Source organism: Marinicauda sp. Alg238-R41, assembly GCF_947331485.1.
Lineage (GTDB): Bacteria > Pseudomonadota > Alphaproteobacteria > Caulobacterales > Maricaulaceae > Marinicauda > Marinicauda pacifica.
Window position 1 is genome coordinate 345,736 of the sequence record NZ_CAMZOJ010000003.1, and the last position, 26,805, is coordinate 372,540.

Sequence of the window (26,805 nt, forward strand, 5' to 3'; positions counted from 1 at the left end):
GCTGAACACACCTCCGCCCTGCCGCCGGCCAACACTAGGCCGGGCCGCGACCGGGAGTGGACACGGCACCGGACGACATGAGGGCCTCGATCTTCTGCGCGTCGAATCCCCAATCGGCCAGCACGTCACGGCTGTCCGCCCCGGGGCGGGGGGCCGGGCCCTGAATCTTGCCCGGTGTACGAGAAAACCGGGGCGCGGGCGCCGATTGCGGCACGCCATCAACCTCTTCAAAACTGCCGCGCGCCTGGAGATGGGGATGGTCCCGGGCCTCCTCGATGCTCAGCACCGGCGCGAAACAGCAATCGGTGCCTTCCAGCGTCTGTGTCCACTCGGCGCGAGAGCGGGTCTTGAAGGTGCGTTCCAGAAGGGCGCGTAGCTCGGGCCAGCAGGTCGGATCGTACGGGTTTGCCGTAACGGGCTGATCGCCAATGCCGAGCTTTTCGAAGAGCAGCTGGTAGAATTCCGGTTCCAGCGGCCCGATCGAGACAAATTTCCCGTCGCTGCATTCATAGCACCCGTAAAAGGGCGCGCCGCCGTCCAGCAGATTTTCGCCGCGCTCGCCGGACCAGAGCCCGAGGGCGGAAAGCTGGTGCACCGCGCCGAGCAGGGAGACGGTTCCGTCCACGATCGCCGCATCCACGACCTGGCCCTCCCCGGTCTGGCGCGCATGGGTGAGCGCGGCCAGGACGCCAAGCGCGAGATAGAGGGAGCCACCGCCGAAATCGCCCACGACATTGAGCGGGGGAACGGGGTGCGATTTCGGTCCTATGGAGTCGAGCGCACCGGTCAGCGCAATGTAGTTCAGATCATGACCAGCAGCATGGGCGAGCGGGCCGTGCTGGCCCCAGCCGGTCATCCGTCCGTAGACAAGGCGGGCGTTTCGCGCCAGCACGATGTCCGGCCCGAGGCCCAACCGCTCCATGACGCCCGGGCGGTAACCCTCAAGAAGAATGTCGGCCCGCTCGAGCAAGGTCAGACAAGTCTCTACACCTTCGGCGCTTTTCAGGTTCACGCCGACTGATCTGCGGCCCCGCGCCAGCACTTCGGCGGCGCCGCCCCCACCGGCTCCGGGCCGGTCGATCCGGATGACGTCCGCGCCGAGATCGGAAAGCAGCATCGCGCAAAAGGGCGCCGGGCCAAGTCCAACAAATTCGACGACTTTAACGCCCCGCAAAGGCCCGTGTGCTTTCATCTAAAATCCCCGGATGGACTGGGTTGAACAATAAACAAGGGAATCTGGGTTGTGACACTCAAACTCCAGAGACACAATGACTCCAGCTTGGCGCGCGGGGGAGTCATGGGACGCATGGTCGATCTTGTCGTCGCGACGGACTCTTCAGCCCATCGCGACCTTGCCAGTGCCCTGCCCCGTCTGGGATTCAGGGTGCGGACATGCGACTTTTCCGAGATTTCGGGCATGCTGCGCGAGGCACCGCCTGAAGCTCTGGTCACGCTTGGCGACCTGACCCATCCGATCGCCCATCCTGCCAGCGTGCATATTCATGCCGGTCCTTGTTCGGTCGTAGGGCCGGACGCACTGTTACTGGCCCCGGCGCATCCCATCCAGATCGCCTCGCGGGTCCGGGCGCTGCTGCGTCTGAAGATGATCGAGTTCATCGCCCGCGTGAGACGTCAGGATGCCGAAGCGCACGGTGCGCCGATCAATTCGAAACCGCGAGCGGGCCAGAGCTCGGCCATTCTATACGTCGGGGCACCCGACCCGGCCTTCATGCGCCTGCAACACGCACTCAAGGCCTCGCAAACCGACGTGATTGCCGCGTTCTCGACCTTCAACGCCTTCGATTATCTGCATGAACGCACGTTCGATGCCGTCGTCCTGAACACCGACCCCGACCCCGAGCTCGCTCACACGGTGTGCTCGGCGATGCGGCGCAATACGCGTCTGTTCCATACCCCCGCCCTGCTTCTGACGCGCAGCGAAGTCTATGCCAGCGCCGACGAGGCGTTTGCCCGAGGCGCCTCCGACATACTTCCGGCCAACGCCAGCGGCGACGAGCTCAAATCGCGCGTCATCGCGCTAACCGCGGAGCGTCAGCGCCGGCGTCAGGCCAAGGCCCTGCTGGAAGCCTGTCGACAGCCGGTGCTGCTCGACGATGCATCGGATCTGTTCTCGCCGGATTTTGGCCGTGCCCATCTGGGCTCCTTGATCCAGGCTGCCGCCGACTACCAGACGCCGCTGTGCGTCATCGCGCTGGCGGTCAATACGCCGCGCGAAGCGGGCCCGGCCGACGGACAGGCGGCACACCATGCACTCGATCAGTTCGCGTCAATGCTGCGCCATTGCGTGCGCGCGGAAGATTTCGCGATGCGCATCGACGCCAATCGCTTCCTCCTGGCCCTGCCCAGCACATCCAGCGAGGAGGCGCGTAACGTGGCCTCCCGGGTCAGCGCGATTGCCGAATGCACCGCCTATGAAGGTGTGGATCCACTGTCGCCTTTCCGGCTGGAATTGACCTCGTGCGTCGATCAGTGGACCGCAGAGGAGAGCGCGGAACGGCTGTATGAGCGCGCCTTGGCCCGCGTCGATGCCCGGCCGGTTCGCCTCGTCGCGAGCTAGGCAGCCTGCTTGCGCGCCCGCTGGGCAGCATCGGCCAGCGGCGCCAGCAGGCGCTGAACACCCTTCAGCCGTTCGCCCACTTCGGGGAAGTCGCCTCTGAGCACCATCGTGTTGTCCGGGCGCAGCTTGTAGTCGCCCGGGCGCTTTTCCATAAGCTCGACCAGGGCGAGCGGATCGGCAAAGGCATGGTCGCGGAAGGTCGCGACGGCGCCCTTGGGTCCAGCGTCCAGCTTGGCGACACCGGCGCGCTTGCACAACGTCTTGATGGCCACGACTTCGAGCAGGCTGTCGACCTCCCCGGGCAGCTTGCCGAACCGGTCGATCAGCTCCGCGGCGAAAGCCTCGCGGTCCTTCTTGGTCTCGATGTCGGAAAGGCGGCGATAGAGCTGCAGACGCATGTCGAGATCGGGCACATAGCTGTCCGGGATCAACACGGCAGCGCCGACATTGATGTTCGGCGACCAGTCGCGGGACTCCTCCGCACCCGTGTCGCCCTGGAGGCTGGCGACGGCCTCCTCGAGCATCTGTTGATAGAGCTCGACCCCGACATCGCGGATATGGCCGGATTGTTCTTCGCCCAGCAGGTTCCCGCCACCGCGCAGATCAAGATCGTGGCTGGCCAGGGTGAAGCCCGCGCCGAGATTGTCGAGCGACTGGAGGACCTGAAGCCGCTTGGTGGCGCTGTCGGTGATCTTCTCTCGCGCCGGTGTGGTGAGGTAGGCATAGGCGCGCGCCTTGGACCGGCCGACCCGGCCACGCAACTGATAGAGCTGACCCAGACCAAACCGGTCGGCGCGGTGGACGATCAGTGTGTTGGCCGTGGGAATGTCGATGCCGGATTCCACGATCGTCGTCGACAGAAGCACGTCGTACCGGCCCTCGTAGAAGGCGGTCATGATGTCCTCCATCGATGTCGGGGAGAGCTGGCCGTGGGCCGTGACGAAACTCACCTCGGGCACCTGCTCGCGCAGGAACTCGGCGGTGTCTTCGAGGTCGGCAATGCGCGGCACGACGAAGAAGCTCTGCCCGCCGCGATAGCGCTCGCGCAGGAGCGCCTCGCGCACGGTCACAGGATCGAACGGTGTGACATAGGTGCGTACGGCCAGACGGTCCACCGGAGGGGTCGCGATGATGGACAGGTCGCGAATACCGCTCATCGCCAGCTGAAGCGTGCGCGGGATCGGCGTCGCGGTCAGCGTCAGGACGTGCACATCGGTGCGCATTTCCTTCAGGCGTTCCTTGTGGCGCACACCGAAATGCTGCTCTTCGTCGACCACGAGAAGGCCGAGATCCTTGAACTGGACCGATTTGGCCAGAAGGGCATGCGTGCCGATCACGATGTCGCACTCGCCTTCGGCCAGCTCCCGCCGCGTCTCCGCCGCCTGCTTGGCGGTCACGAGCCGCGAGAGCTGGCGGATCTTGACCGGCCAGCCCTTGAAGCGTTCGGTGAAATTATTCACGTGCTGGCGTGCCAGAAGCGTGGTGGGGGCCACGACTGCAACCTGCTTGCCGCTCAACGCGGCAACGAAGGCGGCGCGCAGCGCGACCTCGGTCTTGCCGAAACCGACATCGCCGACGATGAGCCGGTCCATCGGACGGCCTTTGCCGAAGTCTTCCAGCACATCTTCGATGGCGCTGAGCTGGTCGTCCGTCTCCGCATAGGGGAAACGCGCGCAGAATTCATCGAACAAGCCGGAAGGTGGATCGAGCACCTCGGCCTCCTTGGCGTTGCGCTGGGCGGCGATCTTGATGAGTTCGCCGGCCATGTCGCGAAGCCGCTTCTTGGCCTTGGCCTTGCGCGCCTGCCAGGCCGCGCCGCCCAGCCGGTCGAGCTGGGCGGTTTCGGCATCCGAGCCGTAGCGCGAGAGGAGTTCGATATTCTCCACCGGCAGGAAGAGCTTGGTGGCGCCGGCGTATTCCAGCTCGAGACAGTCGTGCGGCGCATCCTGGACGCTCAGCGTCTTCAAGCCGAGATAGCGCGCCAGCCCGTGATCGGCGTGCACGACCAGATCGCCGGGCGTCAGGCTACCCGCCTCGGCGATGATGTCGGAGTTCTTGCGGCGCTTCTTGGGCCGCGCGAGCCGGTCGCCGAGAATGTCCTGTTCGGAGAGGATACACAGATCGTCGCTTTCGAAGCCGCGTTCCAGCGGCATGACGATGCGCACGATGGTTTTCGAATCCAGCCTGGCCGCCTCGCGCCAGTTCGCGGCCGGCTGGATGGGCGACAGGCCGTGTTCCGAGAGCACGCCGCCCATGCGCTCGCTGGCACCCTCGCTCCAGCTGGCCAGAAGGACGCGCTTGCCGGCCTTGCGCCGGTCCGATGCATACCGCATCGCGGCTTCAAAGACATTCTGGTCGGCCTGGCGCTCGGCAGCGAAGGTGCGCCCCTGTTTGCCGGATAAAGCGACCACGCCCTCGCCGGCTTCCTGGAATGGGGTGAAACGGCGGCAATCGCGCGCGCCGAGTTCCGCTTCCCAGGTCTCGTCCGTCATGTAGAGCGCGTCAGGCTCGAGCGCCCGATAGATTGGAGCCGAGAGGGTCTTGGGGCCCTTCGAACCGGCTTCGGCGGCGTCGCGCCGCGCCTGGAAATAGTCATTGATGAGTTCTATGCGCTCTTCACGCGCATCCTTGACCAGCGGATCGAGACCGAGAAGCGCATCCTGGCCCACGTAATCGAACACGGTATCCAGATGCTCGTGAAAGAGCGGCAGCCAGTGTTCGGCGCCGACCGGACGAGCCCCCGCGCTGACACTGTCGTAGACTGGGTCACCGGATACCGCGCCACCAAAGCGCTGTACGAACCCGGACCGGAAACGCGAAATCGCCTCGTCGTCGATCAAGATCTCGCTGACCGGCGTGAAACGGGCCTGGGTCAGCTGCCGGGTCGAGCGCTGGGTTTCTGGATCGAAGCTTCGAATGCTGTCGATACTGTCGCCGAAAAAATCGAGCCGGATCGGTTCATCCGCATCTGCGGCGAACACATCAACCACACCGCCCCGAATCGCGAAATCGCCACGTTCAGTCACCGTTGTTGCCCGGGTGTAGCCGTTGCGGGTCAGGTATGTTTTCAGCACTTCAGTGTCGAGCGCGCCACCTGCCTTGGCGACGATCCCGCCTCCGGCCATCGCTTCGCGCGGGGCGCATTTCTGGATCACGCCATTGACGGTCGCGATGACGATGAGCGGGCTCTTGTCATCAGGTTCGCGATCGGCCAGCCGGTGCAATGCGCCAGCACGGCGCGCAGCAGTGCGCGGGCTTGGACTGATCCGGTCATAGGGCTGACAGTCCCAGGCAGGCAGGCGCAGGCGTTCGAGATCGGGTGCGAAAAAGGCGCAGGCGCTCGCAAACGCGCTCGCCCGGCTATCATCGGAGCAGATGAACAGCGCGACACTTCCCCGGGCGCGCACCGCATCGCAAAACACGAGCGCGTCAAAGCCCTCCGGCGCGCCGGACACGGTCAGCGCCCCTTGGGCGCGCGCAATGCGGTCAAATTCGTCCACGGTTCAACGCACTCCAGCTGGCAGCTCAGCGTCCCAACGCACAAACGCCGACAAGCTTCCAGCACAATTGCAGGAAGGTTCATCGGCCCGGAACGAACGCGCGATATAGCCCTGCCATCGCCCAAGGTGAAGGCATGGTGTCGGTGTCGGCTGTGCGCAATGCCAGGGCGAGCAGATCAATCTCCAGAAAACCGCGTAGCGGCTGAACTGTCAGAACCTGATGAAAATCAGCTAGCTTCTGCAATCTTTGCACTTACCCACTTCGCAACATTCGGCTAATTTATTGTAGCCGACTCTCTCGAGAGTCGCACGCCGCCGCACGCGCCAGACGTCCCTCTTCGCTGGTCCCCCATCCAGATCGACAAAGGCCTTTGTGCAATCAATGCAGATGCAATCTGGTTTGGCACGCTCGGTGGTGAGGTTTGCCGCTTTCGCGATAGTCGTCCTGATCGCGCTTTTCCTGCGTTATCCAAGCCAGTTCCTGGATCCCTCGATCGGGACGGAGAGCCTGACATTCCACGTCCGCCAGTTCGCTGAAGACGGATTCGCCTCGCTTCTCTATCCGGTCAACGGCTATCTGATCACGGTCTCGCGCCTATTCGACGTGCTGGCATTGGCTATCTCGCCTTATGCGGCGCCGCTTTTCGCGTCGGCATTCGCGAACGCCTACACCGTGCTGATCCTCTTTGCTGTCTGGCGCGCTCCAACGAGGTTAAGGTCGCCGCTGCTGTGCGCGCTTGCTCCGCTATTCATCCCTATCCAGCCTGAGCCATTCGCGGTCTCTCTGTACAGTTTCTGGTGGTCTGCCGTTGGCCTCGCGCTGACCTTGTTCTGGGTCGCTGGCAGAAGCCGCACCTGGGACATCGCGGCCATCGTGCTTGCTGTCACCGGGGCTCTGTCGTCGCCCATGGGAATCGTGTACGGCCCGCTTTTCATGGCTCGCTGGCTGCGCGACCGCACGCAGTTCAATTTCGCGCTCATGGTCGCGGTCGCTGCACCCTCGATCATCCAGCTCGCGATCATTCTCGCGACAGACGGGGCGGCAACTCATCCAGGACGAACCTTCCCGGTGACGGGGATCATCAGAGAGACCTTAGGCTATTTCGTGCCGGTTCTCGCGCCGTTTTCGCCGCGCGCCGATCTCGCCTACACCGTGATCGGGTTCCTCTTCGGCAGCGCGCTGGTTGCCGCGGCGGCAGCACAAACCAAGCGGTTCGATTTCTTCTTCTGGATCCTGGTTCTGCTGGTGGCAGGCGCCGCCGCAGCTTACCTGATGCGAATCGGGACCGATGTCGCCCACCCGCTCCTGAGCGGCGGACGTTATTTCATGTTGCCCTTCATCTTTCTAAGCTGGCTGGTCCTTTACCTGATCGCCGAGATGCCCGGCTGGCTACGCGCCGGGAGCATCGCTGCCATAGCTTTCAGCTGGGTTCTGGCCACGCCCTACACGATGTGGCGGACCCACGACCCCCTGCCCTGGGCCAGCCATATCCGCCTCTGCAAGGAGCACGGCGATGTCCAGATCGTCGGTCAGTTTTTCGGCAATGCCGACGCCGTGTGGAGGACGTCGGTCACTCAGGCGGGATGCCGCTTCATGGTTGGTTTGAACCCGCTCAACCGGCTCATCGAGCCGTATGTCCCCGAACTCTTTGCGGCGCGCACGGCTCCCTACGAGGGCGGTCAGCTCTCTAGCGCCCTTGTAATTGCGGCGCACGGCTGGAGCCCCGACGGCTTCTACAGCATGGACGTGGTCGCAAGCCTGCCGGATGACATTCGCGCTTTCGGGTCCCACATCGGCGGCGATGCCGCGACCGGCGATCTCGTCCTCGAGTTTGGCCACGAGCCGGGGGAACCGACCGTCTTCTTGATGCTCGTGGGGCCTGGTGAGCGTGAAGCTCTACTGGAGCTGGAATATCCGGACGGGTCAGTTCGGACCATGACCCCGGCCTCCCGAGTGCCCGGCTGGATCAAGCTTGAAATTTTTTCCCACCAGACAGGGGTTCACCGCTTGACGGTTCGAGATATCGGTAGCGGATGGGGCGAATGGGCGGCGCTGGCCTTCGCCTCGCCCGAACGCCGGGGCACGAATTAGCGCCGGAGGTTAGCGCACAGGGCCGTCGCCGGCCTCCATGTCACGGTCATACTCGAAGGCTTTCAGAGCCTTGAGCACCGGGCCGTCATAGTTGGACGGCGCTGGCGCGCTGCCATTGATCCAGGAATAGACCTCAGTGTCGGGCGCATCGAGCAGGCGCTCGAACTCGTCCACAGCTTCAACGCTCAGGCTATCGAGATGCTCGTCGGCAAATCGGCCCATGATGATGTCGGCCTCGCGAAAGCCCCGGCGCCAGGCACGAAACCTGAGGCGTTTCCTGCGGTCGGTGTCATTGATGGGCGTGTTCGGATCGGCAAAGGGATTATCGCTCATGGGCGAGTATGTAGCGCGCCGATTGCCGATGGCAAAGCGGGTATGGGTGAGGCGTCTCAGTCATGAGACGTCGGGCTCGACAGCCAAAAAAGGGGAGGCCCACCGGCCTCCCCTCACGTTCGGCTTTTCAAAGCCCGCAAGCTATTCGATCGTGTAGCTGCCGGTTTCGCAGACATTGACCGTGTCTTCCAGGACGTCGCCATCCTCGAACACCATGCGCAGGTCGTAATCGCACTGGGTACGGCCGTCCGCGATGATCACTTCGACGCTTTCGCCGGTCGCCAGGATATCGGCGCCGAGAATGTCCTCTTCCCAGGACGACACGTCCGTGGGAGAGGCGTAGAATTCATACAGATCGTAGCCGGACTGGTTGATCAGCAGAAAATGCACGTCTTCGGCCTGAGCCGGCGCAGCAGCGAAGGCCAGAGCGGACGCCGCGAGCGCGGCGCCAAACAGATGTTTCATTGGGAATGTCCCGGAAAAAAGAGGCAGTTACACGCAATTCTCTAGCATGCGAAATTGCCGCCCACTAGGAAACGAAATCGGAACCGCCAAATATTTTTCGCGGCGCTTACACGCCGGTTCGGTCCGAGAACCGTGGCGCCGCGTGACCGTTTCTGCCCCTCCCCAGCCTGGCTCGGGCGGGATAAGGTCGCGGTTCCGAATCCCGCCTTGTGCCAGGTGACATGCGCCCCGAAGCCCTCTTTCCCCTGTTTGCCGATATCACCACCCTTCCGGGGATTGGTCCGCGCTTGGCTGTGCTTGTGGAAAAGGTCGCCGCAGGCGGCCGGGTCAAGGACGTGCTCTTCACCGCGCCGACGGGCGTCACCGACCGCACGCGCCGGATTTTGATCTCCGATGCCGGCCTGCCCGGTCATGAAGGCCTTGTGACGCTGGAGGGCGAGGTTGAGGCCCACCTTCCGCCAAGTTCCATGAAGCAGCCCTACAAGGTGCGTTTGCGAGACGAAACGGGTTATCTGCATCTCGTCTGGTTCCGGGCCAAGCCGGACTATCTGATGCGCCTTCTGCCCGAAGGCACGCGGCGTGTCGTGTCCGGCAAGGCCGAGCGCTTTGGCTCGGAAATCCAGATCGTCCATCCCGATCTCGTCGCCAGGCCCGAAGACCTGGACGATGCCGATCTGATCCAGCCCAACTATCCACTGACGGCGGGCCTGACCGTCAATGTCATGCGCAAGGCCGTCCGAAGCGCCCTGGATGTCACACCTGCCCTGCCGGAATGGCTCGATCCGGCGTTGCTGGACCGGGAAGGCTGGACAGACTGGGCCGGTACGCTGAACAGCCTGCACCGTCCAGAGAACGCTGGCGATGTCGATCCCCAGAACGCCCCACGCCGGCGCCTCGCCTTCGACGAGCTCTTTGCCCACCAGCTCACCCTGAAGCTCGCCCGGGCCGATCGCCGCTCACGGACAGGCCGAGAGGTCACCGGGGACGGCACCAGGGTCCAGGCCGTGCTCGATCACGCACCGTTCACGCCGACCGGCGCTCAGATAAGGGCTTACGAGGCGGTGCGTGACGACCTGGCCGCACCGGCCCGGATGATGCGCCTGCTTCACGGCGATGTGGGGTCGGGCAAGACGTTCGTAGCGGCGCTCGCCGCGGCGAGGGTTGCCGAGGCGGGCTTCCAGACGGCCGTCATGGCCCCGACCGAGATTCTCGCACGCCAGCACGCATCGGTTCTGGCTCCGCTTCTCGAACCCGCAGGCATTACCGTCGAGGCCCTGACGGGGCGCGACAAGGGGCGCGTACGAGAGGAGATTGTCGGACGGCTGTCACGCGGCGAGATCACTGTGGTGTGCGGTACGCACGCGCTTTTCCAGGAGGGCGTGGAATTTTATGATCTCGGGCTTGTCGTGGTTGACGAGCAGCACCGCTTCGGGGTGTCGGACCGGCGCAGGCTCGGCGCGAAGGGGCAGCGCCCCGATACGCTGGTCATGAGCGCGACGCCGATCCCTCGCACGCTGACGCTGGCGGTCTACGGCGATCTTGACGTCTCGCGGCTGGACGAGAAGCCCGCCGGACGCATCGCGCCGGTGACGCGCGTGATCAGCGCAGAGCGGCTGGGCGATGTGATCGAAGGTCTGCGCCGCGCTCTGGCCAATGGCGAGCGCGCCTACTGGGTCTGCCCGCTCGTCGAAGAAAGCGACACCAGCGATCTGGCGGCGGCGGAAGAGCGTTTTCACTTGCTGTCCCAAGCGCTCGGCGTCCGCGTCGGGCTGATCCATGGACGGATGAAGGCGCGCGACAAGGAAGCGGTTGCCAATGCCTTCCGGGCCGGAGAGCTCGACCTGCTCGTGGCCACCACGGTGATCGAAGTCGGCGTGGATGCGCCGGATGCCACCATCATGGTGATCGAGCATGCCGAACGGTTCGGCCTGGCCCAATTGCATCAGCTGCGCGGCCGGGTCGGCCGCGGCGACAAGCCCTCCTCCTGCCTGCTGCTCTACCATGGCATGCTGGGCGAGACCGCGCGGGCGCGGCTTGAAGTCATGCGCGCGAGCGATGACGGCTTCGTGATTGCCGAGGAAGACTGGAAGCTGCGCGGGTCGGGCGATCCCTTGGGACTTCGACAATCGGGCATGCCGGATTATCGCTTTGCCGATCTGGGTGTGCACGGCGATCTGCTTGCCATGGCCAGCGACCAGGCGCGCCTGGCCGTCAGCCGCGAAGACCCGTTGTCTGGCGAGCGCGGGGAGGCCCTGCGCACGTTGCTCTACCTGTTCGAACGCGATGAGGGTGTCCGGCTCATGCGGTCGGGCTGAGTCTTACAGGACTCCGTCGGTATTCTCGCGCGAGGCGCCGCGCTTGGCCGGCGTTTCCGGCACCGCGCCGTCGGGCAGGTGCTCTGGCGTGACCAGGCCGAACGAGATGATCAGCTTGGCCGCCTCCTCGACGGACAGCGACAGCTCGATCACCTTGGATCGGGGAACGAAGAGCAGGAAACCGGAGGTCGGGTTGGGGGTCGTCGGCACGAAGACGCCAATCACTTCTTCGCCCTGGCCCACGACCGCACGGATTTCACCCTTGGCGTAGGACGAAACGAAGGCGACCGCATAGCTGCCCTTCATCGGGTATTCGACCAGCACAACCTCCTTGAAGGAGTTCTGCTGGCCGGAGAAGACTGTTTCGACAATCTGCTTCAACCCGCCATAGAGATTGCGGACCAGCGGCACCGAGTTCACGATCCGCTCGCCGAATCCGAGCAAGGTGCGCCCGAAGATATTGGCTGCGAGCGCGCCGAGAAACGTGAGCGCCAGGATGGCGATGATCAGTCCCATGCCGGGCAACGCGAAGGGCAGATAGCTTTCAGGATTATACCGCGCCGGCACGAGCGGTTTGATCGTCGAGTCGACGAAATTGACGAATGTCACGATCAGCCAGACCGTCACCGCCACGGGGGTGACGACCACGATGCCGGTCAAAAAAGAGTTGCGAAGCCAGCGCAGCACGAATCCAGTCTCCGATTTCCCGCTCAAGCAGGCTTAGCACGAGTGTGCGCGACACCATACGTGGCCTTGCGGCAGCAAGAAGGCGCAGCGACAATGCAAATTCGCCGTGACCCGGGAGGTTCCGCCCGAACCGCGGCCCCACGCATGGAGGTCAGTGTATGGTCCGCGCCACCCCGTTCCGATCCTTGTGGTTCACCGTCATTATCGGCGGACTTGGGGCCTTCATGATCCTGGCCGTTCTGGCGAGCTGGGTCCTGCGCGACCAGATATTCCAGACCTTCCTCGATCCCGGCGTGCCCTATCAGACCTACGAGCTTCCGCCCGCGCCCGATTACACGCGGGTTGAAAGCTGGGCTCGGCGCCCGGATCCCGCCCTACTGGAGTTCGAGCCGTTGCGACCGGCCGTCTTCTTCGTTCATCCCACCACGTATGATGGCGGAGACGAGTGGAATGCACCGTTCGACCGGCCACAGGAGGCCGAGGAATTGTCCGGGATCATCCTGCCCAACTACGCAGCGCCCCTCACTGGCGACGGCCTCCTCTTCGTGCCTCATTACAGGCAGGCCTCGCTCTACGCTTTCATGAACAACCGGGAGGACTCGCAGGCGGCCCGTCTGCAGGCGTTCGAGGATGTCCGTCGCGCCTTCGCCCGGTTCAGGGCTGAAATCGGCGAGGACCGGCCCTTCATCATTGCAGGGCTGGGCCAGCAGGGCGGACTTCATGCCCTGGGGGTCATCCTACGCGACATTGCGCCGGACGAGGCATTTCGCCATCGCATGGCGGCCGCATATCTGCAGGAATCGATCGTTCCGCTTGACCTGTTCGAAGGGCCACTGGCCAGCCTTCCGCCCTGCGCCTCGCCCGAACAGGTCCGATGCGTGATCGCCTTTGCCAGTGTCGAACCCGACGAGCAGAGCCGTGTGGATGCCTTGCTGGACCGCGGCATGTCCTGGACCTCTGACGGCTCGCTGTCCTACGTCGAGGATCGCGGAACACTGTGCGTCAATCCCCTGCTGGGGACGAATTCGGAGGATTTCGCGCCAGCCCGGTTGCATCAGGGCGGCGCCGCGGCCGAAGGGCTCGAGCCTGGCGACGAACCGTCTCCGCTTGCCTCCCAGACCGGGGCGCAATGCCAGAACGGTTTGCTGATGATCGAGACACCCCGATCGCGCGCTCTGCGGCGGCCCCACAGGCTGGGTGAGGACCGCCGGGTCCCCCCGTTCAACCTGTTCTATGTCGACATTCGCGAGGACGCCGCGCGGCGCGGCGCGCTCCTTTCGGCCATTCTGGCCGAAGAAGCGCGATACGCACCGCCGCTTGAGGCCATCGAGGAGATCGAGGTCTCGCCGGTCGAACCGATCGATCCGCAATAGGGTCGACGCTAGCGGCGCCCGGCGAGTTTGTTGACCAGGTTGGTTGTGGAGAGACCCTCAACGAGCGGCGCCAGGACGACTTCTCCGCCATGCGCCTTTATGTGACGTGCGCCCGGCAATTCGTCGGCGGTGTAGTCTGCTCCCTTGATCAGAACGTGCGGCGTTAGGGCTTCGATGAGGGCCTGCGGCGTGTCTTCCTCAAACACCACGACCCGATCGACCATTTCGAGCGATGCCAGCATGAGGGCACGGCTGGCCTGGTCATTGATCGGCCGGTCCTCGCCCTTGAGCCGTTTCACCGACCCGTCGCTGTTCAGCCCGACAATGAGCCTGTCGCAGGTCGATTTCGCGTGGCGCAACACGGCCAGATGGCCCGGATGCAGAATATCGAAGCACCCGTTGGTGAAGCCGATCTTGAGACCCTCGCGGCGCCATTGATCGGCCAGCGTGGCGGCCGTGTCGCGCGTGATGACCCTCCAGTCGGGCGCCTTCTCACCGCCTGCCGCGTCCTGCAAGACTTCTTCAGGGGTGACGCTCGCTGTGCCAGCTTTGCCCACCGCGGTTCCCGCGGCGAGGTCAGCCAGGGCCATGCAGTCCGGCAAAGTGAGGCCGGCGGCGACACCCAGGGAGAGGGCCGCCAACGCGGTATCGCCAGCGCCTGATACGTCAAAAACCGAACGTGGACGAGCGCGGTGGTGGGCGACGGCCGCATTGCCTGCCAGCAAGCTCATCCCCTGCCCGCCACGTGTGACCAGCAGTGCATCGGTTTCCGGCAAGCGGGATTTGAGCGTTTTCAGCGCGTTCTCAGCGCTTTGGTCGTCGGTCACCGGTAATCCGGTTTCCGCGGAGAGTTCGTCGGCATTCGGCTTGATGACGTATGCGCCGTCATAGCGCGTATAGTCGTGCCCGCGCGGGTCGACGCAAACCGGAACCCCCGACTTGCGGGCCAGATCGATGAGCAATCGGGCAAAGTCGCCGCTGACGAGCCCTCTGCCGTAGTCTGAAAGGATCATAACATCGGCGCCGTCGATCCGGCTGCGGACGGCGTCGAGAACGCGCTCCTGAGTATCAGAACCGATCGGTGCTTCGGGGTCTCGATCAACGCAGAACATCTGCTGCCCGTTCGCGACGTAGCGTATCTTGCTCGGCGTGCACCGCGATACGTCAGTCAGCACGCCTGCTGCGGAATCGGGAGCGCTCGATGTCAGTAGAGCGCGGACGGCATCGCCTTCGGCATCATTGCCGACGACACCGACAAGAATGGCCTGTCCGCCCAGGCTCTCGACATTACGCGCGAGATTGCCCGCCCCGCCCAACATCGCGCTGCGCCGGATTTCCGACAGGATGGGGACAGGCGCTTCGCGGCTGACCCTGCGCACCTCTCCGTAGACAAAGCTGTCATACAGAATGTCACCGACGCAAAGGGCCCGCCGGCCCGCGAACTGGTCCAGAAGCCGTGCCGCTGTCGCGCGTTGCATTGCCGTCTCCGGGTCTAATCGAACGTCATCGGAGGGCGCGCCTTGGCCAGGGCGTCGAATTCCAGAAGATCGGCGCACAACGCTTCAAAATAGCGCATCGGGATCATGTTCGGTCCGTCCGAGGGCGCATTGTCGGGATCGGGGTGAGTCTCCATGAACACCAGGGCCACACCGATCGAGACTGCGGCTCTTGCCAGGTGCGGCACGAATTCCCGTTGCCCGCCCGAGCGTCCGCCCTGCCCACCCGGCTGCTGGACCGAATGGGTGGCGTCGAACACAACCGGGCAGCCGATATCGGCCATGATGGGAAGCGACCGCATGTCCGAGACGAGCGTATTGTAACCGAAGCTGACGCCGCGTTCACACGCGAACACATTCGGATTGCCGGCCTCGTTCAGCTTGGCGATGACATTTTTCATGTCCCAGGGAGCAAGGAATTGTCCCTTCTTCACATTGACCGCCCGGCCGGTCTGCGCTGCCGCGACCAGCAGGTCGGTCTGCCGGCAGAGGAAGGCGGGGATCTGGAGCACGTCGATTACCTGGCCCACCTCGGCGCATTGTTCGGCCGTGTGCACATCAGTCAGCACCGGCAGGCCGGTTTTCGACCGGACTTCCTCGAAAATCGGCAACGCCTTGTCAAGCCCGATGCCGCGCGCGCTTCCCGCGCTGGTACGATTGGCTTTGTCGAAGCTGGACTTGTAGATGATGTTGGCGCCGAGACGCTCACCGATCTCTTTCAGAGCGTGCGCTGTCTCGAGCGCGTGTTCACGGCTTTCCATCGCACAGGGACCCGCGATGAAACTCAGTTTTTGCGAGTTACCGATTCTATAGGCCGGACCGGCAGACCGCGGAATTTCTACGATTGAGTTGGGCGTGCTCACGGGGCTGGCTCCGTTTCGGTCGGCTAACGCGTTGGATCAAGGCTGTGCCTTACAGCTAGGGATGATCCGCTTCCCTAGCCACCGCGTAGTACTGCACATCGAGTTTCGCGTCACCTGTGCGGTGTCGCTGCTGTGCCTGGAGACGACTGCCTCGTATGACCGCTGCCAAAGAGCCTGTGATCGTCTGGTTCCGCCAGGATTTGCGATTGAGCGATAACCCCGCCTTGCTGGCTGCGCGCGACTCCGGCGCGCCGATCCTGCCGATCTATATCCTCGACACCGAAACAGAGGGTGAGTGGGCGCCGGGGCCTGCCTCGCTCTGGTGGCTTCACCACAGCTTGAGCGCACTGGCTGGAAGTCTCGAAGCCGCAGGGGCGCGGCTCTGGCTCAAGAGAGGCAGAGCCGACGAGATTCTAGCTGAGCTTGTCCGGGAGGTTCGCGCCAGCGCGGTCTACTGGAACCGCGTCTACGAACCGGCCGCGATACGCCGCGACAGCCAGATAAAGACCGATTTAAAAGAGGACGGGGTAGAAGTGCGTTCGTTCAACGGTGCGCTTTTGGCCGAGCCGTGGGAAATCTCGACCAAACAGGACACGCCCTACAAGGTCTACACTCCATTCTGGCGGGCGCTGAAGTCCACAGTCACCCCAAAGGAGCCGGCTCCGCGCGTGACCTCGATTGACGGGTATGGCGGTGCACCAGCCAGCGATACGCTCGACGACTGGAATCTGCGCCCCACCCAGCCAGACTGGGCCGGAGGATTGCGCGATGCCTGGTCGCCCGGTGAAGCGGGCGCGACTTCGCGTCTGAACAGGTTTCTGGACAAGGCGCTGACCGGCTATGCGTCAAACCGCGATTGCCCTGCGATCGACGGGACGTCCAGCCTCTCGCCTCATCTTCACTTCGGCGAAATCTCGCCGCGCCAGATTTGGCAGGCCGTCGAGGACCGGGTCTCGAACGGGCCTACGCGCGAAGGAGCGGACTCCTTTCTCAGTGAGATTGGATGGCGCGAGTTTTCGCACAACCTGTTGTATCATTTTCCGAATTTTCCCGACGAGAACTTTCAGAACAAGTTCGACGGCTTCCCTTGGGCGGAGAATGAAGAGGCCTTCGGTGCCTGGAAGGCCGGATGCACCGGATACCCGATCGTCGACGCGGGTATGCGCCAGCTGTGGGAGACAGGCTGGATGCACAATCGGGTGCGCATGATCACCGCGTCCTTTCTCATCAAGGACCTGATGGTTCACTGGAAGCGGGGCGAGGCCTGGTTCTGGCACACGCTGGTCGATGCCGACCTGGCAAATAACTCGGCCGGCTGGCAGTGGGTGGCCGGGTGCGGCGCCGACGCAGCACCGTATTTCCGTATCTTTAACCCGGTCTCGCAAGGCGAGAAATTCGACCCCAAAGGCGAGTATGTCCGCCGCTGGGTGCCGGAGCTGCGCGATTTGCCCAATTCGGTCATCCACGCGCCATGGACCGCCGACAAGTCCACCCTGCGTCAGGCGTCGATCACGCTTGGCGAGACCTATCCCCATCCGCTTGTGGACCACAAGAAGGCGCGAGAACGCGCGCTTGAGGCCTGGAACAAGATCAAGGACGCCGCATGAACTCCTATACAAAACCGGTGCCGCAACGCGCCAGGATCGCCGTCATCGGCGCCGGCATTTCAGGGCTCGGCGCGGCTTGGGCCCTGCGCGACGTTCACGATGTCACCGTGTTTGAATCGCGCGACAGGCTAGGCGGACACGCTAATACGGTGACCGTCGATTATGAGGGTGAAGAGGTCGCGGTCGATACAGGGTTCATCGTCTTCAACCGCCTCAACTATCCCAACCTGACCGCTCTGTTCGAGCATCTGGGCGTGGAGACACACAAGAGCGACATGAGCTTTGGCTTCAGCCTGGACCAGGACATCGAGTGGAGCTCGAACGGCCTGGCGGGACTTTTCGCCCAGAAGCGAAACCTGGTCCGCCCCAGCTTTCTGCTCATGCTTGGTGATATTCTCAGGTTCAACAAGGACGCCATTCGCGCGCTCGAAGCTGGCAGCCTTTCCGGGCTGTCCCTGGGCGAATACCTCGATCTTGAGCGCTATAACCGCCGCTTCCGCCGCAACTATCTGCTGCCGATGGGAGCCGCGATCTGGTCGTCCACCGAGGACGAGATGGAGCGCTATCCAGCCGAGTCCTTTGTCCGATTCTTCCGAAATCACCGCCTCGTCAATGCCCGCCGGCCCAAGTGGGAGACCGTGAAAGGTGGCAGCCGGACATATGTTAGCCGGATGCAAAGCGCACTCCAGTCAGCCGGATGCCGCTTCGAAACCGCAGCCAGCCAGGTTTTGCGTCACGAACACGGCGTCACCATCGTCAATGCAGACGGTCGCGCGGAGCAATTTGACGAGGTTATCCTGGCCTGCCATTCAGATCAGACCTTGAAGCTCCTGGGCGATGCGGATGGCGAGGAACGCGAACTGCTCGGCGCAATCGGGTATGCGCCCAATCGCGCCGTGCTCCATCGTGATACGGCGCTCCTGCCGACGCGTAGCAATGCTCAGGCGGCCTGGTGCTATTCGCGTCAGGGCGACGGCGCGCCAGCTTCGGTCACCTACGACATGAACCGGCTCCAGGATTTACAGCCTCAACACCGGCTTCTCGTGACACTCAATCCGACACGCGAACCCGATCCGACCAAGGTGTTTGGCCGCTTTGAATACGATCATCCCCAATTTACCGCCCCTGCGCTGGCTGCACAGCGAATCTTCAATCGGATCCAGGGCGTGCGTCACACCTGGTTTGCCGGCGCCTGGCTCGGATACGGGTTTCATGAGGACGGGCTGCGCTCCGGCCTTCGGGTGGCCCTGCGTCTGGGTGGCCAGATTCCCTGGGAATTCGCCGAGGGCGATATCGACGGAGGCCGCTGGGGCACACGTCCGCAGAGTGCGATCACGCTTGCCGCAACGGCTACGGGATGACGCAGGCGGCCGAGCTCTTCATTGGGCGCACGGTGCACGAGCGCCGGACGCCGCGTCACCGGTTCGCCTATCGCGTCGCCCTGATGATGATCGACCTGGAGCGGCTGGAGGAGGCTGATAGACAGGCGCGCCTCTTCTCCGTCAACCGGTTCAATCTCTACGGATTTCACGAGCGCGATCACGGTCCGCGCGACGGCAGCTCGCTCATCTCTTGGGCGCGCGGCCAGTTCGAGCAGGCCGGCATCAATGCCCACTCGGCGCGGATTCGTCTGCTCTGCTCTCCACGCGTGGCCGGCTACGTGTTCAATCCGATTTCAATCTACTTTGCCGAACAGGACGGTCGACTTCACGGGGTCATCTACCAGGTGCACAATACGTTCGGCGACAGCCACGCCTACATAGTGCCGGCCGGCGGAGGACGCCGGGAGAGCCATTCTGCCGACAAGGTGTTCCACGTCTCCCCGTTCTTCGATGTGTCGGGCCGCTACGACTTCATGCTCCGCCAACCGAATGACCGCTTCAAGCTTGTGATCAGAAAGCAGACCGAATCCGGTCCCGATTTTCTCGCGACAATGGCCCTGAAGGCGCGCGCCCTGACTTCACCTGCCCTGCTTGGACTGTTCGCAAGTCAGCCCTTCTCCACGTTAAAAACCATCGGCGCGATCCATTTCGAGGCATTGCGCCTCTGGCTGAAAGGCGCGCGCTATCACAGCCGACCGACGCCGCCAGGCAAGCCCAGTCTGGGACAGCGCACGTCCAAATCCGACACGCCCGGTCTTGGCCAGTACCGGCATTGATTCTACACTCGATCGCACTGTGTCCGACAAATATCAGGAATTGCCATGACCGACGCGGCCACATCCTCAAAGGGTGAGATTTCTGCCAACGCAGAGACAATTTCGCGCCTGTCCGAAGTCCCGAGACTGTTCAAGACGGGGTTGCGCCAGCTTCTCAAGATCAAGACCGGCACCATGGATGTGGCCCTGCCCGATGGGCGTGTCCTGCATTTCAAGGGCGAGGAAGCAGGTCCGCATGGTCGGCTCGAAGTCCAGGACTACGCGATCGTGCGCAAGGTTCTGGCCGGCGGAGATGTCGGGTTTGGCGAAGCCTATATGGATGGACTCTGGACCAGTCCGGACCTGGCCGGCGTGCTGGAAGTCTTTTCAGCCAATCTCGACCGGATGGATGGTGTCGCCGAGGGCGGACCAGTCACCCGCTTCGTGCACTGGATGATTCATCGGCTCCGGCCGAACACGAAGTCGGGTGCGCGTAAGAATATCGAAGCGCACTATGATCTCGGAAACGATTTTTATGAGCTCTGGCTCGACGCCTCGATGACGTATTCCTCGGCGCGCTTCAACGAGCCCGAGCAATCGCTGGAATCGGCTCAGCGGGAGAAATACGCCGCGCTCGCGCGCTCGATCAATCTGAAGCGCGACGACCATGTGCTCGAGATCGGCTGCGGCTGGGGCGGATTTGCCGAGTACGCGGCGGGCGAGATCGGCGCGAAGGTGACCTGCCTTACGCTGTCCCCGTCGCAGCGCGACTACGCTATCGAACGGCTGGAACGCAAACAGCTGATCGGCCAGGTCGATATCAAGCTGCAGGATTACCGGGACGAGACCGGGCGCTATGATGCCGTGGCCTCGATCGAGATGTTCGAAGCGGTGGGCGAGGAGTACTGGCCGAGCTTCTTTTCCAAGGTGTCCGACGTACTCAAACCGGGCGGCAAGGCCGGTCTTCAGATCATCACGATCCGCGACGACTTGTTCGACGTGTATCGGAAACGCGCGGACTTCATCCAGCGTTACATCTTTCCGGGCGGTATCCTGCCCAGCGTCTCGCTGCTCCAGGAGCAGTTCGAAAACGTCGGCCTGAAACAGGTCGGCGCCGACATGTTCCGGCGGGACTATGCCGAGACGCTCAATCGCTGGATGGAGCGGTTCAAGGACGCGTGGGGCGAGATCCAGCCCATGGGTTTTGACGTTCGCTTCAAGCGGATGTGGGAATTCTACCTGGCCTATTGCGAGGCCGGGTTTCGCACGGGCCGCATCGATGTCGGCCAGTTCGCGGTCGAGAAACCTTAAGACTTCGGCGCGTCGTCCGGCTTGTCCCAACCGGTCTGCTTTCGTACCAGCGGGATGTACCAGTCCGCAGGCAGCGCGTAGAGCGCCTTCAACGCCCAGGTGAAGCGCCGGGGAAATGTGATCTGGAAGCGGCGTGAGGTGAACCCCGCCGCCATGCGCCGGGCCGCCTTCTGAGGACTGATCGTGAACGGCTTGGGAAATGCGTTGTCATCCTGAGCCGGCGTCTCGACGAAACCTGGCGTCACCGCCTGGACGAAGACCTGGTAGCGATCGAGCTCGATGCGTAGGGCTTCTGCCATGTTCAATAGCGCGGCTTTGCTGGCGCCATAGGCCGACGCTGTCGGCATGCCCCCGAAAGCTGTCGCAGAAGAGACAATGGCGATGTGCCCGGACCGGCGCCGCACCATGCGCGGGCTGAGTGCGCTCACGCACGCCGCCGTGCCGTTCAGGTTCACGGCGAAGGTCTTGGCGTAGTCGGAAAAGTCAGGGGATTCTGCGCGCACCGGCAGATAGATGCCGGCGTTGAGCACCGCGAGGGCAATCGGACCGTGCTCGGATTCGATCTGCGCCACGACGCGTTCGACTGCGTCCGCGTCGGTGGTGTCGAGCGGCGCAACGTCAATCCTGCCTGGCCCATCCACTTGCCCGGCCACGGCCTGAAGATCCTCGCGCGTGCGTGCCGAGATCACGACATGCCATCCGTTACTGGCGAGACGAAGGGCAAGCGCCTTGCCGATCCCCGAGCTGCCGCCCGTGATCCAGCAAACTCCGTCGGTCTTGCGCGCCGGCCGTGCTTTCATGTCGAAATCTCCGCGGTGGGGTCAGAAGGAGGTCAGGGTTCAAGACCGATGGACTTCAGAAAGCGCCGGCTGTCGCTCTGAATGGTCTCGACCTTGTTTTCATCCATACGATCGAGCGTCTTGTAGATCATGGCGAGGCGATGATTGTCGCGAAGCCGCTCGCGGTTCTCGATCAGGAAGTTCCAGTAGAGATAGTTGAATGGGCAGGCCCCCTCGCCGGTCTTCTTTGAGACCTTGTAGGCGCAGCGCTTGCAGTAATTGCTCATCTTGTTGATGTAGCTGCCACTGGCTGCGTAGGGCTTGGTGGCCATGATCCCGCCGTCGGCGAAAATGGCCATCCCGTGTGTATTGGGCGCTTCGACCCATTCATAGGCATCAGCGTAGACGCCCAGATACCAGGCATTGATGGCGCCGGGATCGATCCCGGCCAGAAGCGCGAAATTGCCGGTGACCATCAGGCGTTGAATGTGATGGGCGTAGGCATGCTTGCGCGTCGTCGACACACAGTCGTCGATGCAGGCCATGCCGCTATCCGCGCTCCAGTAGAAATCTGGAAGCGCCCGCGAGGCGTTCAAATGATTGGATTTGAGATAGTCCGGCATGAAGCGCCAGTAGATACCGCGAACGAATTCGCGCCATCCAAGGATCTGGCGCACAAACCCTTCTGCAGCATTGATCGGCGCATTGCCGGCCCGATAAGCCTGCTCCGCGCGCTTGCACACCTTCAGCGGGTCAAGCAGCCCGGCATTCATGTAGAGCGATAGCAGGGAGTGGAAGAGAAAGGCTTCACCGGCCGCCATCGCGTCCTGATATCTGCCGAAGTCGGGCAGCGCCGTCTCGATGAACCAGTCCAGCTGACGTTCAGCGTCCTGGCTTGTGACGGCATAGCCGAATGGCTCCAGCTCGCCGAAATGTCCGTCAAACCGCTCGGCGACGATCTCAAGCACATCGCGCGTGATCGTGTCAGGCTCCACCCATAGGCGTTCGGGCAGAGCGACGTCATCAGGCAGGGTCTCGCGGTTTTCCTTGTCGAAATTCCACTCCCCGCCACACGGCGTGTCGCCGTCCATCAGGATGCCCGTGTCCTTGCGCATCTCGCGATAGAAATACTCCATTGTCAGGCGCTTGCGTCCTGCAGCCCAATCGTTGAAACGGTCCAGCGTCGCGATAAACCGGTCGTCACGTCGAATCTCAACGTCAAGATCAAGCGTCTCGCGCCAGGACCTGAACTCTTGCATGAGGCGGAACTCACCGGGCTCTACGAGAACCAGGCGTTCGAAAGGCCCGCAATCATTATTGGCGCGCTGAACCTCGCCTAGCAGGGTGTTGGCGTTCGAGGGATCGTCTATCTGCGTATATCGCACCGGAAGACCCTCATCTTCCAGCGCTTGGGCAAAGTGGCGCATGGCCGAGAAAATGAAGGCAATCTTCTTCTTGTGATGATCGACATAGCCCGCCTCCTGACCGACTTCTGCCAGAAGTATGAGATCGTTTTCGCGGTCGACGTCCCGCAGGCTCGCCAGCGAGCGCGTCAACTGGTCGCCCAGAACCAGGCGAAGCGTGGCCATCTCGCGGCTAGGCTGCTGAACGGCGTTCGTAGCGGATCGACTGACCGCGCGCTTCAAAGGCACAACCTGCCCAGCGACCATTGGCGTCATACCACAAGTCGACAGTGAGCGTTCCTTCAAGACGATAGTGATGGGCCATGATGGTGGTCCCATCCGCGGCGATCTGTTCTTCGCCGAGATATTCGACGGTGACCTCCATCGGAGTCCCGAATTCGGTATTCAGGATCCGTTCCAGACCATCGGGATAACCGTGCCAATGAGACGACGGGAGAATGGAGGGCGCAAAGCTGTTCGTGACGTCGCCCCCCTCCTCGGTTTCGCCCTGCACGACAAGCGCGTCATTCTCGAGGTCGGCCTGGACCGTATAGGTTTCACCGTCCTTCAGAGTTTGAGAGCTGAACGCCACCAGGGTACCTGAACGCCAGCGCTCGCTGGATTCGTGCTCGTATCGAAAGACCGTGACCGGTCCGAAGCCGGCCCGCAGCGCGATATCGACATCCACGAGCAGCTCGTCGCCTTCGCGCTGGAACGCGATCTCGTGTGTTCCGAACTCGGTGTCGCCCCGGTAGACGTCAAAGGCGAGAACCTCACCATCCTGCGGGCTATAGTCCGGCGCATTAGCCAGCGCCGGGAGGCCGGTGAGCGAAACGGCAATGGCGGCGGAGACAATCTTGAACATTGAGCACTCCATCTAGAAACACGGCGAACAGACCGCGTCGTTCGCGATCGTGAGAGTCAGAAACGCGCTCTCGCCGGATCGCGATCCGCGGGGGGCGACGAGGTCAAAAATAGCGGGACAGGAAACGGTCATAGGCGGCGACCAAGGGACTGGAGAAACGCATCCTGCCCATATTCACGGCAAAGCAGACGCACGGTTCATCGCCGACGACAACGGGCCGGTGAACCCGTCCTGCGCCGGCCGTACACACGTCTCCGCGCTCATAGACGCCATTCTCGTCCTGAAAGCTGCCCGATATCACCAGCGTGTATTCATCGTCGTCATGACCGTGCTGGGGGATTGAGCGACCCGGGTCCAGGCGCAGGAGGAAGGCATCGATCCCCGGTTCACTGAGTGACTGAAGGCGGATTTCGGCACGGCCGCCTGCGCGCCGCTTCCAGGCGAGCGCCTTGCCCTCGTCGGCCAGGCGGTCAACGAGAACCCTCGGCACATTGCTGCTGTCCGAGCTCTCTTCGCCCTCGGAAGGCTCCGGAGCGTCGAGCCGCCCCATCACGCCGGCTTGGACGGCCGGTTCAAAGACAGCGCCCGCCTCTTCCTCGAAAAAGACCGCCATCGCGGCTTCAGCGAGGCGAATCCGGGCGGCGGTCTCGGGCTTCAACTCGGCTTGGGCGAGTGCAAGCACGCTGATTGCTGCAGGCGCAGCGCCTGATGCGTGATCCAGCAAGACACCGTCGTCAATCACAGTCATGAAAGTGCTGCATCCTCATTACGCGAAGCTTGGTCCTTGGTACGCGCATCGATGCGGGCCGGATCACCGGCGGCTGCACCACAGACTGCCTGATTGCAGCGTCAAGGCTGAACGCCTAGCTTCTGAAACGTCCATCGAAGGGAAACCCACATGAACCTGACCGCGCCTGCCCCGTCCGTTGTAGACTTGATCGGCAACACTCCGCTGATACGGCTGAAGAAAGCATCCGAGATGACCGGATGCGAAATTCTGGGCAAGGCCGAGTTTCTCAACCCGGGCGGATCGGTGAAGGATCGTGCGGCACTGGGAATTATTCGCGACGCCGAGGCACGCGGCGATCTGAAGCCCGGCGGCACCATCGTTGAAGGCACGGCGGGTAATACCGGCATCGGCCTGGCCATGGTGGGCAGTGCGCTCGGCTACCGCACGGTCATCGTCTTTCCGCGAACCCAGTCACGCGAAAAGCGCGACGCGATCCGTTTGCTCGGTGCGGAATTGATCGAAGTCGACGCGGTTCCCTACTCCAACCCCAATCACTACGCGCGCTACTCGGGCACGCTCGCCGAAGAACTCAACGCGTCCGAGCCCAACGGCGCCATCTGGGCCAATCAGTTCGACAATACCGCGAACCGCAAGGCCCATTACGAGACAACCGGTCCAGAGATTTACGACCAGCTGGGCGGAAAGGTGGACGGGTTCATCTGTGCGGTCGGTTCTGGCGGCACCCTCGCCGGGGTCGCCACGGCGTTACGAGAGCGCAAGAAGGATATCCAGATCGGCCTGGCCGACCCGGGTGGCGCGGCCCTCTACGGATATTATGCGCACGGCGAGCTGAAGGCCGAAGGCAACTCGATCACCGAGGGGATCGGACAGGGCCGGATTACCGGAAATCTTGAAGGCCTGGAGATCGATGAGCCTTTCCGCATCCCCGATGAGGAGGCTTTGCACATCCTGTTCGATCTGGTTCAGGAGGAAGGCCTGTGCCTCGGCGGGTCCGCCGGTATCAATATCGCTGGTGCGATCCGGCTGGCCCGCAAGCTCGGCCCGGGGAAGACGATCGTCACCGTACTCTGCGATCACGGCGCCCGCTATCAATCGAAACTCTTCAATCCGGAGTTCTTGCGCGAGAAGGGCCTGCCCACCCCGCCCTGGCTGGACCAGTAAGGCTGAGGTCGCCTACCGGAAAGGGGGAGCGTAGAGCAGGCCGCCTTGCGTCCACTGGGCGTTGAGCCCGCGACGCAGGCCCAGCTCGCTTTCGCGGCCGAGATGACGCGAGAAAAGCTCGCCGTAATTGCCGTTGGCTGTGATCGCGCGATAGGCAAAGCCATCGTCGAGCATGAGCCGATCACCAATTGCACCCTCGCCGCCCAGGAGTCTGCGAATTTCCGGGTTCGTGCTTTCCGTGAGCATGGTGTCGGCCGTCTCGGCGGTAATTCCGTATTCTTCCGCCGCGATAAGGGCGACGAGCGTCCACCGCACGGCTTCGGCAAACCGGGGGTCGTCGCTGCGCACGACCGGGCCGAGCGGCTCCTTCGAGATCACCTCGGGCAGAAGAATGTGGGCATCGGGGTCGTCAAGCGTGACGCGCGTCCCTGCCAGCGTGGAGATGTCGTTGGTAAACGCATCGCAACGCCCTTCCGAATAGGCCTGTATACCCTCTTCGGATGTCTCCACCTCCACCAGGCTGAAAGTGACACCGTAGGTCTGGGCGTAGTCGCCCAGATTGAGCGCCGTGGTCGTATCGCGCTGGACGCAAATCCGCGCCCCGTCAAGCTCTCGCACGCTGGAGACGCCAAGATCGGATGGGACCAGGAAACCCTGCCCGTCATAATAGTAAATTCCTGCAAAGGTCAGGGCCTGGCCCGCATCTCGAGCGAACGTCCAGCTGGTATTGCGAACCAGCAGGTCCACCTCGCCGTCCAGCAGCGCCGCGAAGCGCCCGCTCGTGGTCAGAGGTACAAACTCAACCCGATTCTGATTGCCCAGAAACGCCGCGGCGTAGGCTCTGCAGAGATCGGCTTCGAACCCGACCCAGCGCCCGTTCTCATTTTCCAGTGCGAAGCCAGCCAGCCCTGTATCCACACCGCAGCGCAACTCGCCGCGCTCTCGAATCTGCGCGAGCGTGGTGTTTCGCTCTTCAAGCTCGGCCTGCGATACGGTAAAGCCGAGCGCGAATGCCGCGGCACCCCGCGCCAGAGTGCGCAAGCGAAACAAGTCGATGATCGAGTATGGCGACACGGAAAGGTCCTGTCC

At 63.1% G+C, this 26,805-nt stretch carries 21 protein-coding genes; 9 read left to right on the top strand and 12 right to left on the bottom strand.

Translation table 11 applies throughout. The features are described from left to right. Window positions 1-34: 34 nt before the first annotated feature. A complete protein-coding gene (locus tag PGP17_RS13615; protein WP_270375890.1) occupies window positions 35-1,192 on the bottom strand; it encodes a CaiB/BaiF CoA transferase family protein in 1,158 nt (385 codons plus the stop codon). Between the two features lie 114 nt (window positions 1,193-1,306). Here PGP17_RS13615 and PGP17_RS13620 point away from each other — a divergent pair, with 114 nt between their 5' ends. Further along, the gene (locus PGP17_RS13620) at window positions 1,307-2,578 is read left to right on the top strand and encodes a diguanylate cyclase domain-containing protein (protein WP_270375891.1); all 1,272 of its coding nucleotides are present in this window, start codon (window positions 1,307-1,309) and stop codon (window positions 2,576-2,578) included. Here the strand turns inward: PGP17_RS13620 and mfd are convergent. Beyond that, window positions 2,575-6,078: a transcription-repair coupling factor gene (gene mfd / locus PGP17_RS13625; RefSeq protein WP_270375892.1), complete on the bottom strand. Its 3,504-nt coding sequence runs from the start codon at window positions 6,076-6,078 to the stop codon at window positions 2,575-2,577. The two genes, PGP17_RS13620 and mfd, sit on opposite strands and share 4 nt — an antisense overlap. Before the next feature lie 388 nt (window positions 6,079-6,466). On the opposite strand from mfd, the gene PGP17_RS13630 reads away from it, so the two are divergent. Further along, window positions 6,467-8,170, top strand: a complete 1,704-nt coding sequence (locus PGP17_RS13630; protein WP_270375893.1) for a hypothetical protein — start codon at window positions 6,467-6,469, stop codon at window positions 8,168-8,170. A 9-nt stretch (window positions 8,171-8,179) separates the two neighbouring features. Here the strand turns inward: PGP17_RS13630 and PGP17_RS13635 are convergent, their stop codons facing one another. Further along, on the bottom strand, window positions 8,180-8,503 hold the full coding sequence (locus PGP17_RS13635) for an FAD assembly factor SdhE (protein ID WP_135943723.1): 324 nt from the start codon (window positions 8,501-8,503) through the stop codon (window positions 8,180-8,182). 141 nt (window positions 8,504-8,644) lie between these two features. Beyond that, window positions 8,645-8,968 carry a hypothetical protein gene (locus PGP17_RS13640; RefSeq protein WP_270375894.1) on the bottom strand — a complete coding sequence of 108 codons (324 nt, stop codon included), beginning with the start codon at window positions 8,966-8,968 and terminating at the stop codon, window positions 8,645-8,647. A gap of 221 nt (window positions 8,969-9,189) precedes the next feature. On the opposite strand from PGP17_RS13640, the gene recG reads away from it, so the two are divergent. Beyond that, complete coding sequence (recG, locus tag PGP17_RS13645) at window positions 9,190-11,283, top strand: ATP-dependent DNA helicase RecG (protein ID WP_270375895.1); 2,094 nt, start codon at window positions 9,190-9,192, stop codon at window positions 11,281-11,283. Window positions 11,284-11,286: 3 nt separating this feature from the next. Here the strand turns inward: recG and PGP17_RS13650 are convergent, their stop codons facing one another. After that, complete coding sequence (locus PGP17_RS13650; protein WP_135943726.1) at window positions 11,287-11,970, bottom strand: DUF502 domain-containing protein; 684 nt, start codon at window positions 11,968-11,970, stop codon at window positions 11,287-11,289. A gap of 158 nt (window positions 11,971-12,128) precedes the next feature. On the opposite strand from PGP17_RS13650, the gene PGP17_RS13655 reads away from it, so the two are divergent. After that, on the top strand, window positions 12,129-13,343 hold the full coding sequence (locus PGP17_RS13655) for a DUF3089 domain-containing protein (protein ID WP_270375897.1): 1,215 nt from the start codon (window positions 12,129-12,131) through the stop codon (window positions 13,341-13,343). An 8-nt stretch (window positions 13,344-13,351) separates the two neighbouring features. Here PGP17_RS13655 and rfaE2 read toward each other — a convergent pair whose 3' ends face one another. Both rfaE2 and kdsA read right to left on the bottom strand, forming a co-directional pair. After that, window positions 13,352-14,821, bottom strand: coding sequence for a D-glycero-beta-D-manno-heptose 1-phosphate adenylyltransferase (gene rfaE2, locus PGP17_RS13660; RefSeq protein ID WP_270375898.1), 1,470 nt, complete (start codon window positions 14,819-14,821; stop codon window positions 13,352-13,354). A gap of 14 nt (window positions 14,822-14,835) precedes the next feature. Then, window positions 14,836-15,702: a 3-deoxy-8-phosphooctulonate synthase gene (kdsA, locus tag PGP17_RS13665; protein WP_270375899.1), complete on the bottom strand. Its 867-nt coding sequence runs from the start codon at window positions 15,700-15,702 to the stop codon at window positions 14,836-14,838. 155 nt (window positions 15,703-15,857) lie between these two features. Between kdsA and PGP17_RS13670 the strand changes: the two genes are divergently transcribed. The 4 genes from PGP17_RS13670 to PGP17_RS13685 are packed head-to-tail and all read left to right on the top strand — an operon-like array spanning window position 15,858 to window position 20,757. After that, window positions 15,858-17,309 carry a cryptochrome/photolyase family protein gene (locus tag PGP17_RS13670; RefSeq protein ID WP_270375901.1) on the top strand — a complete coding sequence of 484 codons (1,452 nt, stop codon included), beginning with the start codon at window positions 15,858-15,860 and terminating at the stop codon, window positions 17,307-17,309. Further along, entirely contained in the window at window positions 17,306-18,670 is a 1,365-nt protein-coding gene (locus PGP17_RS13675) for an NAD(P)/FAD-dependent oxidoreductase (RefSeq protein WP_270375903.1), read from the top strand. Before PGP17_RS13670 ends, PGP17_RS13675 begins: the two co-directional genes overlap by 4 nt. Next, window positions 18,667-19,467 carry a DUF1365 domain-containing protein gene (locus PGP17_RS13680; protein WP_270375904.1) on the top strand — a complete coding sequence of 267 codons (801 nt, stop codon included), beginning with the start codon at window positions 18,667-18,669 and terminating at the stop codon, window positions 19,465-19,467. The genes PGP17_RS13675 and PGP17_RS13680 overlap by 4 nt, the downstream gene beginning before the upstream one ends. Before the next feature lie 45 nt (window positions 19,468-19,512). Next, a complete protein-coding gene (locus PGP17_RS13685) occupies window positions 19,513-20,757 on the top strand; it encodes an SAM-dependent methyltransferase (protein WP_135943733.1) in 1,245 nt (414 codons plus the stop codon). Here the strand turns inward: PGP17_RS13685 and PGP17_RS13690 are convergent. The 4 genes from PGP17_RS13690 to PGP17_RS13705 all read right to left on the bottom strand — a co-directional run bounded on the left by PGP17_RS13690 (window position 20,754) and on the right by PGP17_RS13705 (window position 24,552). Then, window positions 20,754-21,557, bottom strand: coding sequence for an SDR family NAD(P)-dependent oxidoreductase (locus PGP17_RS13690; protein ID WP_270375905.1), 804 nt, complete (start codon window positions 21,555-21,557; stop codon window positions 20,754-20,756). The genes PGP17_RS13685 and PGP17_RS13690 overlap by 4 nt on opposite strands. A gap of 32 nt (window positions 21,558-21,589) precedes the next feature. After that, window positions 21,590-23,125: a cryptochrome/photolyase family protein gene (locus PGP17_RS13695; RefSeq protein ID WP_270375907.1), complete on the bottom strand. Its 1,536-nt coding sequence runs from the start codon at window positions 23,123-23,125 to the stop codon at window positions 21,590-21,592. A 7-nt stretch (window positions 23,126-23,132) separates the two neighbouring features. After that, on the bottom strand, window positions 23,133-23,804 hold the full coding sequence (locus PGP17_RS13700) for a DUF6134 family protein (protein ID WP_270375908.1): 672 nt from the start codon (window positions 23,802-23,804) through the stop codon (window positions 23,133-23,135). 103 nt (window positions 23,805-23,907) lie between these two features. Then, entirely contained in the window at window positions 23,908-24,552 is a 645-nt protein-coding gene (locus PGP17_RS13705; RefSeq protein ID WP_270375909.1) for a cupin domain-containing protein, read from the bottom strand. A 150-nt stretch (window positions 24,553-24,702) separates the two neighbouring features. Between PGP17_RS13705 and PGP17_RS13710 the strand changes: the two genes are divergently transcribed. Continuing rightward, complete coding sequence (locus tag PGP17_RS13710; RefSeq protein WP_270375910.1) at window positions 24,703-25,716, top strand: cysteine synthase A; 1,014 nt, start codon at window positions 24,703-24,705, stop codon at window positions 25,714-25,716. A gap of 12 nt (window positions 25,717-25,728) precedes the next feature. Here the strand turns inward: PGP17_RS13710 and PGP17_RS13715 are convergent, their stop codons facing one another. Beyond that, window positions 25,729-26,790 (bottom strand): amino acid ABC transporter substrate-binding protein, encoded by a 1,062-nt coding sequence (locus PGP17_RS13715; RefSeq protein ID WP_135943739.1) that lies wholly within the window; start codon window positions 26,788-26,790, stop codon window positions 25,729-25,731. Between the last annotated feature and the right edge of the window lie 15 nt (window positions 26,791-26,805).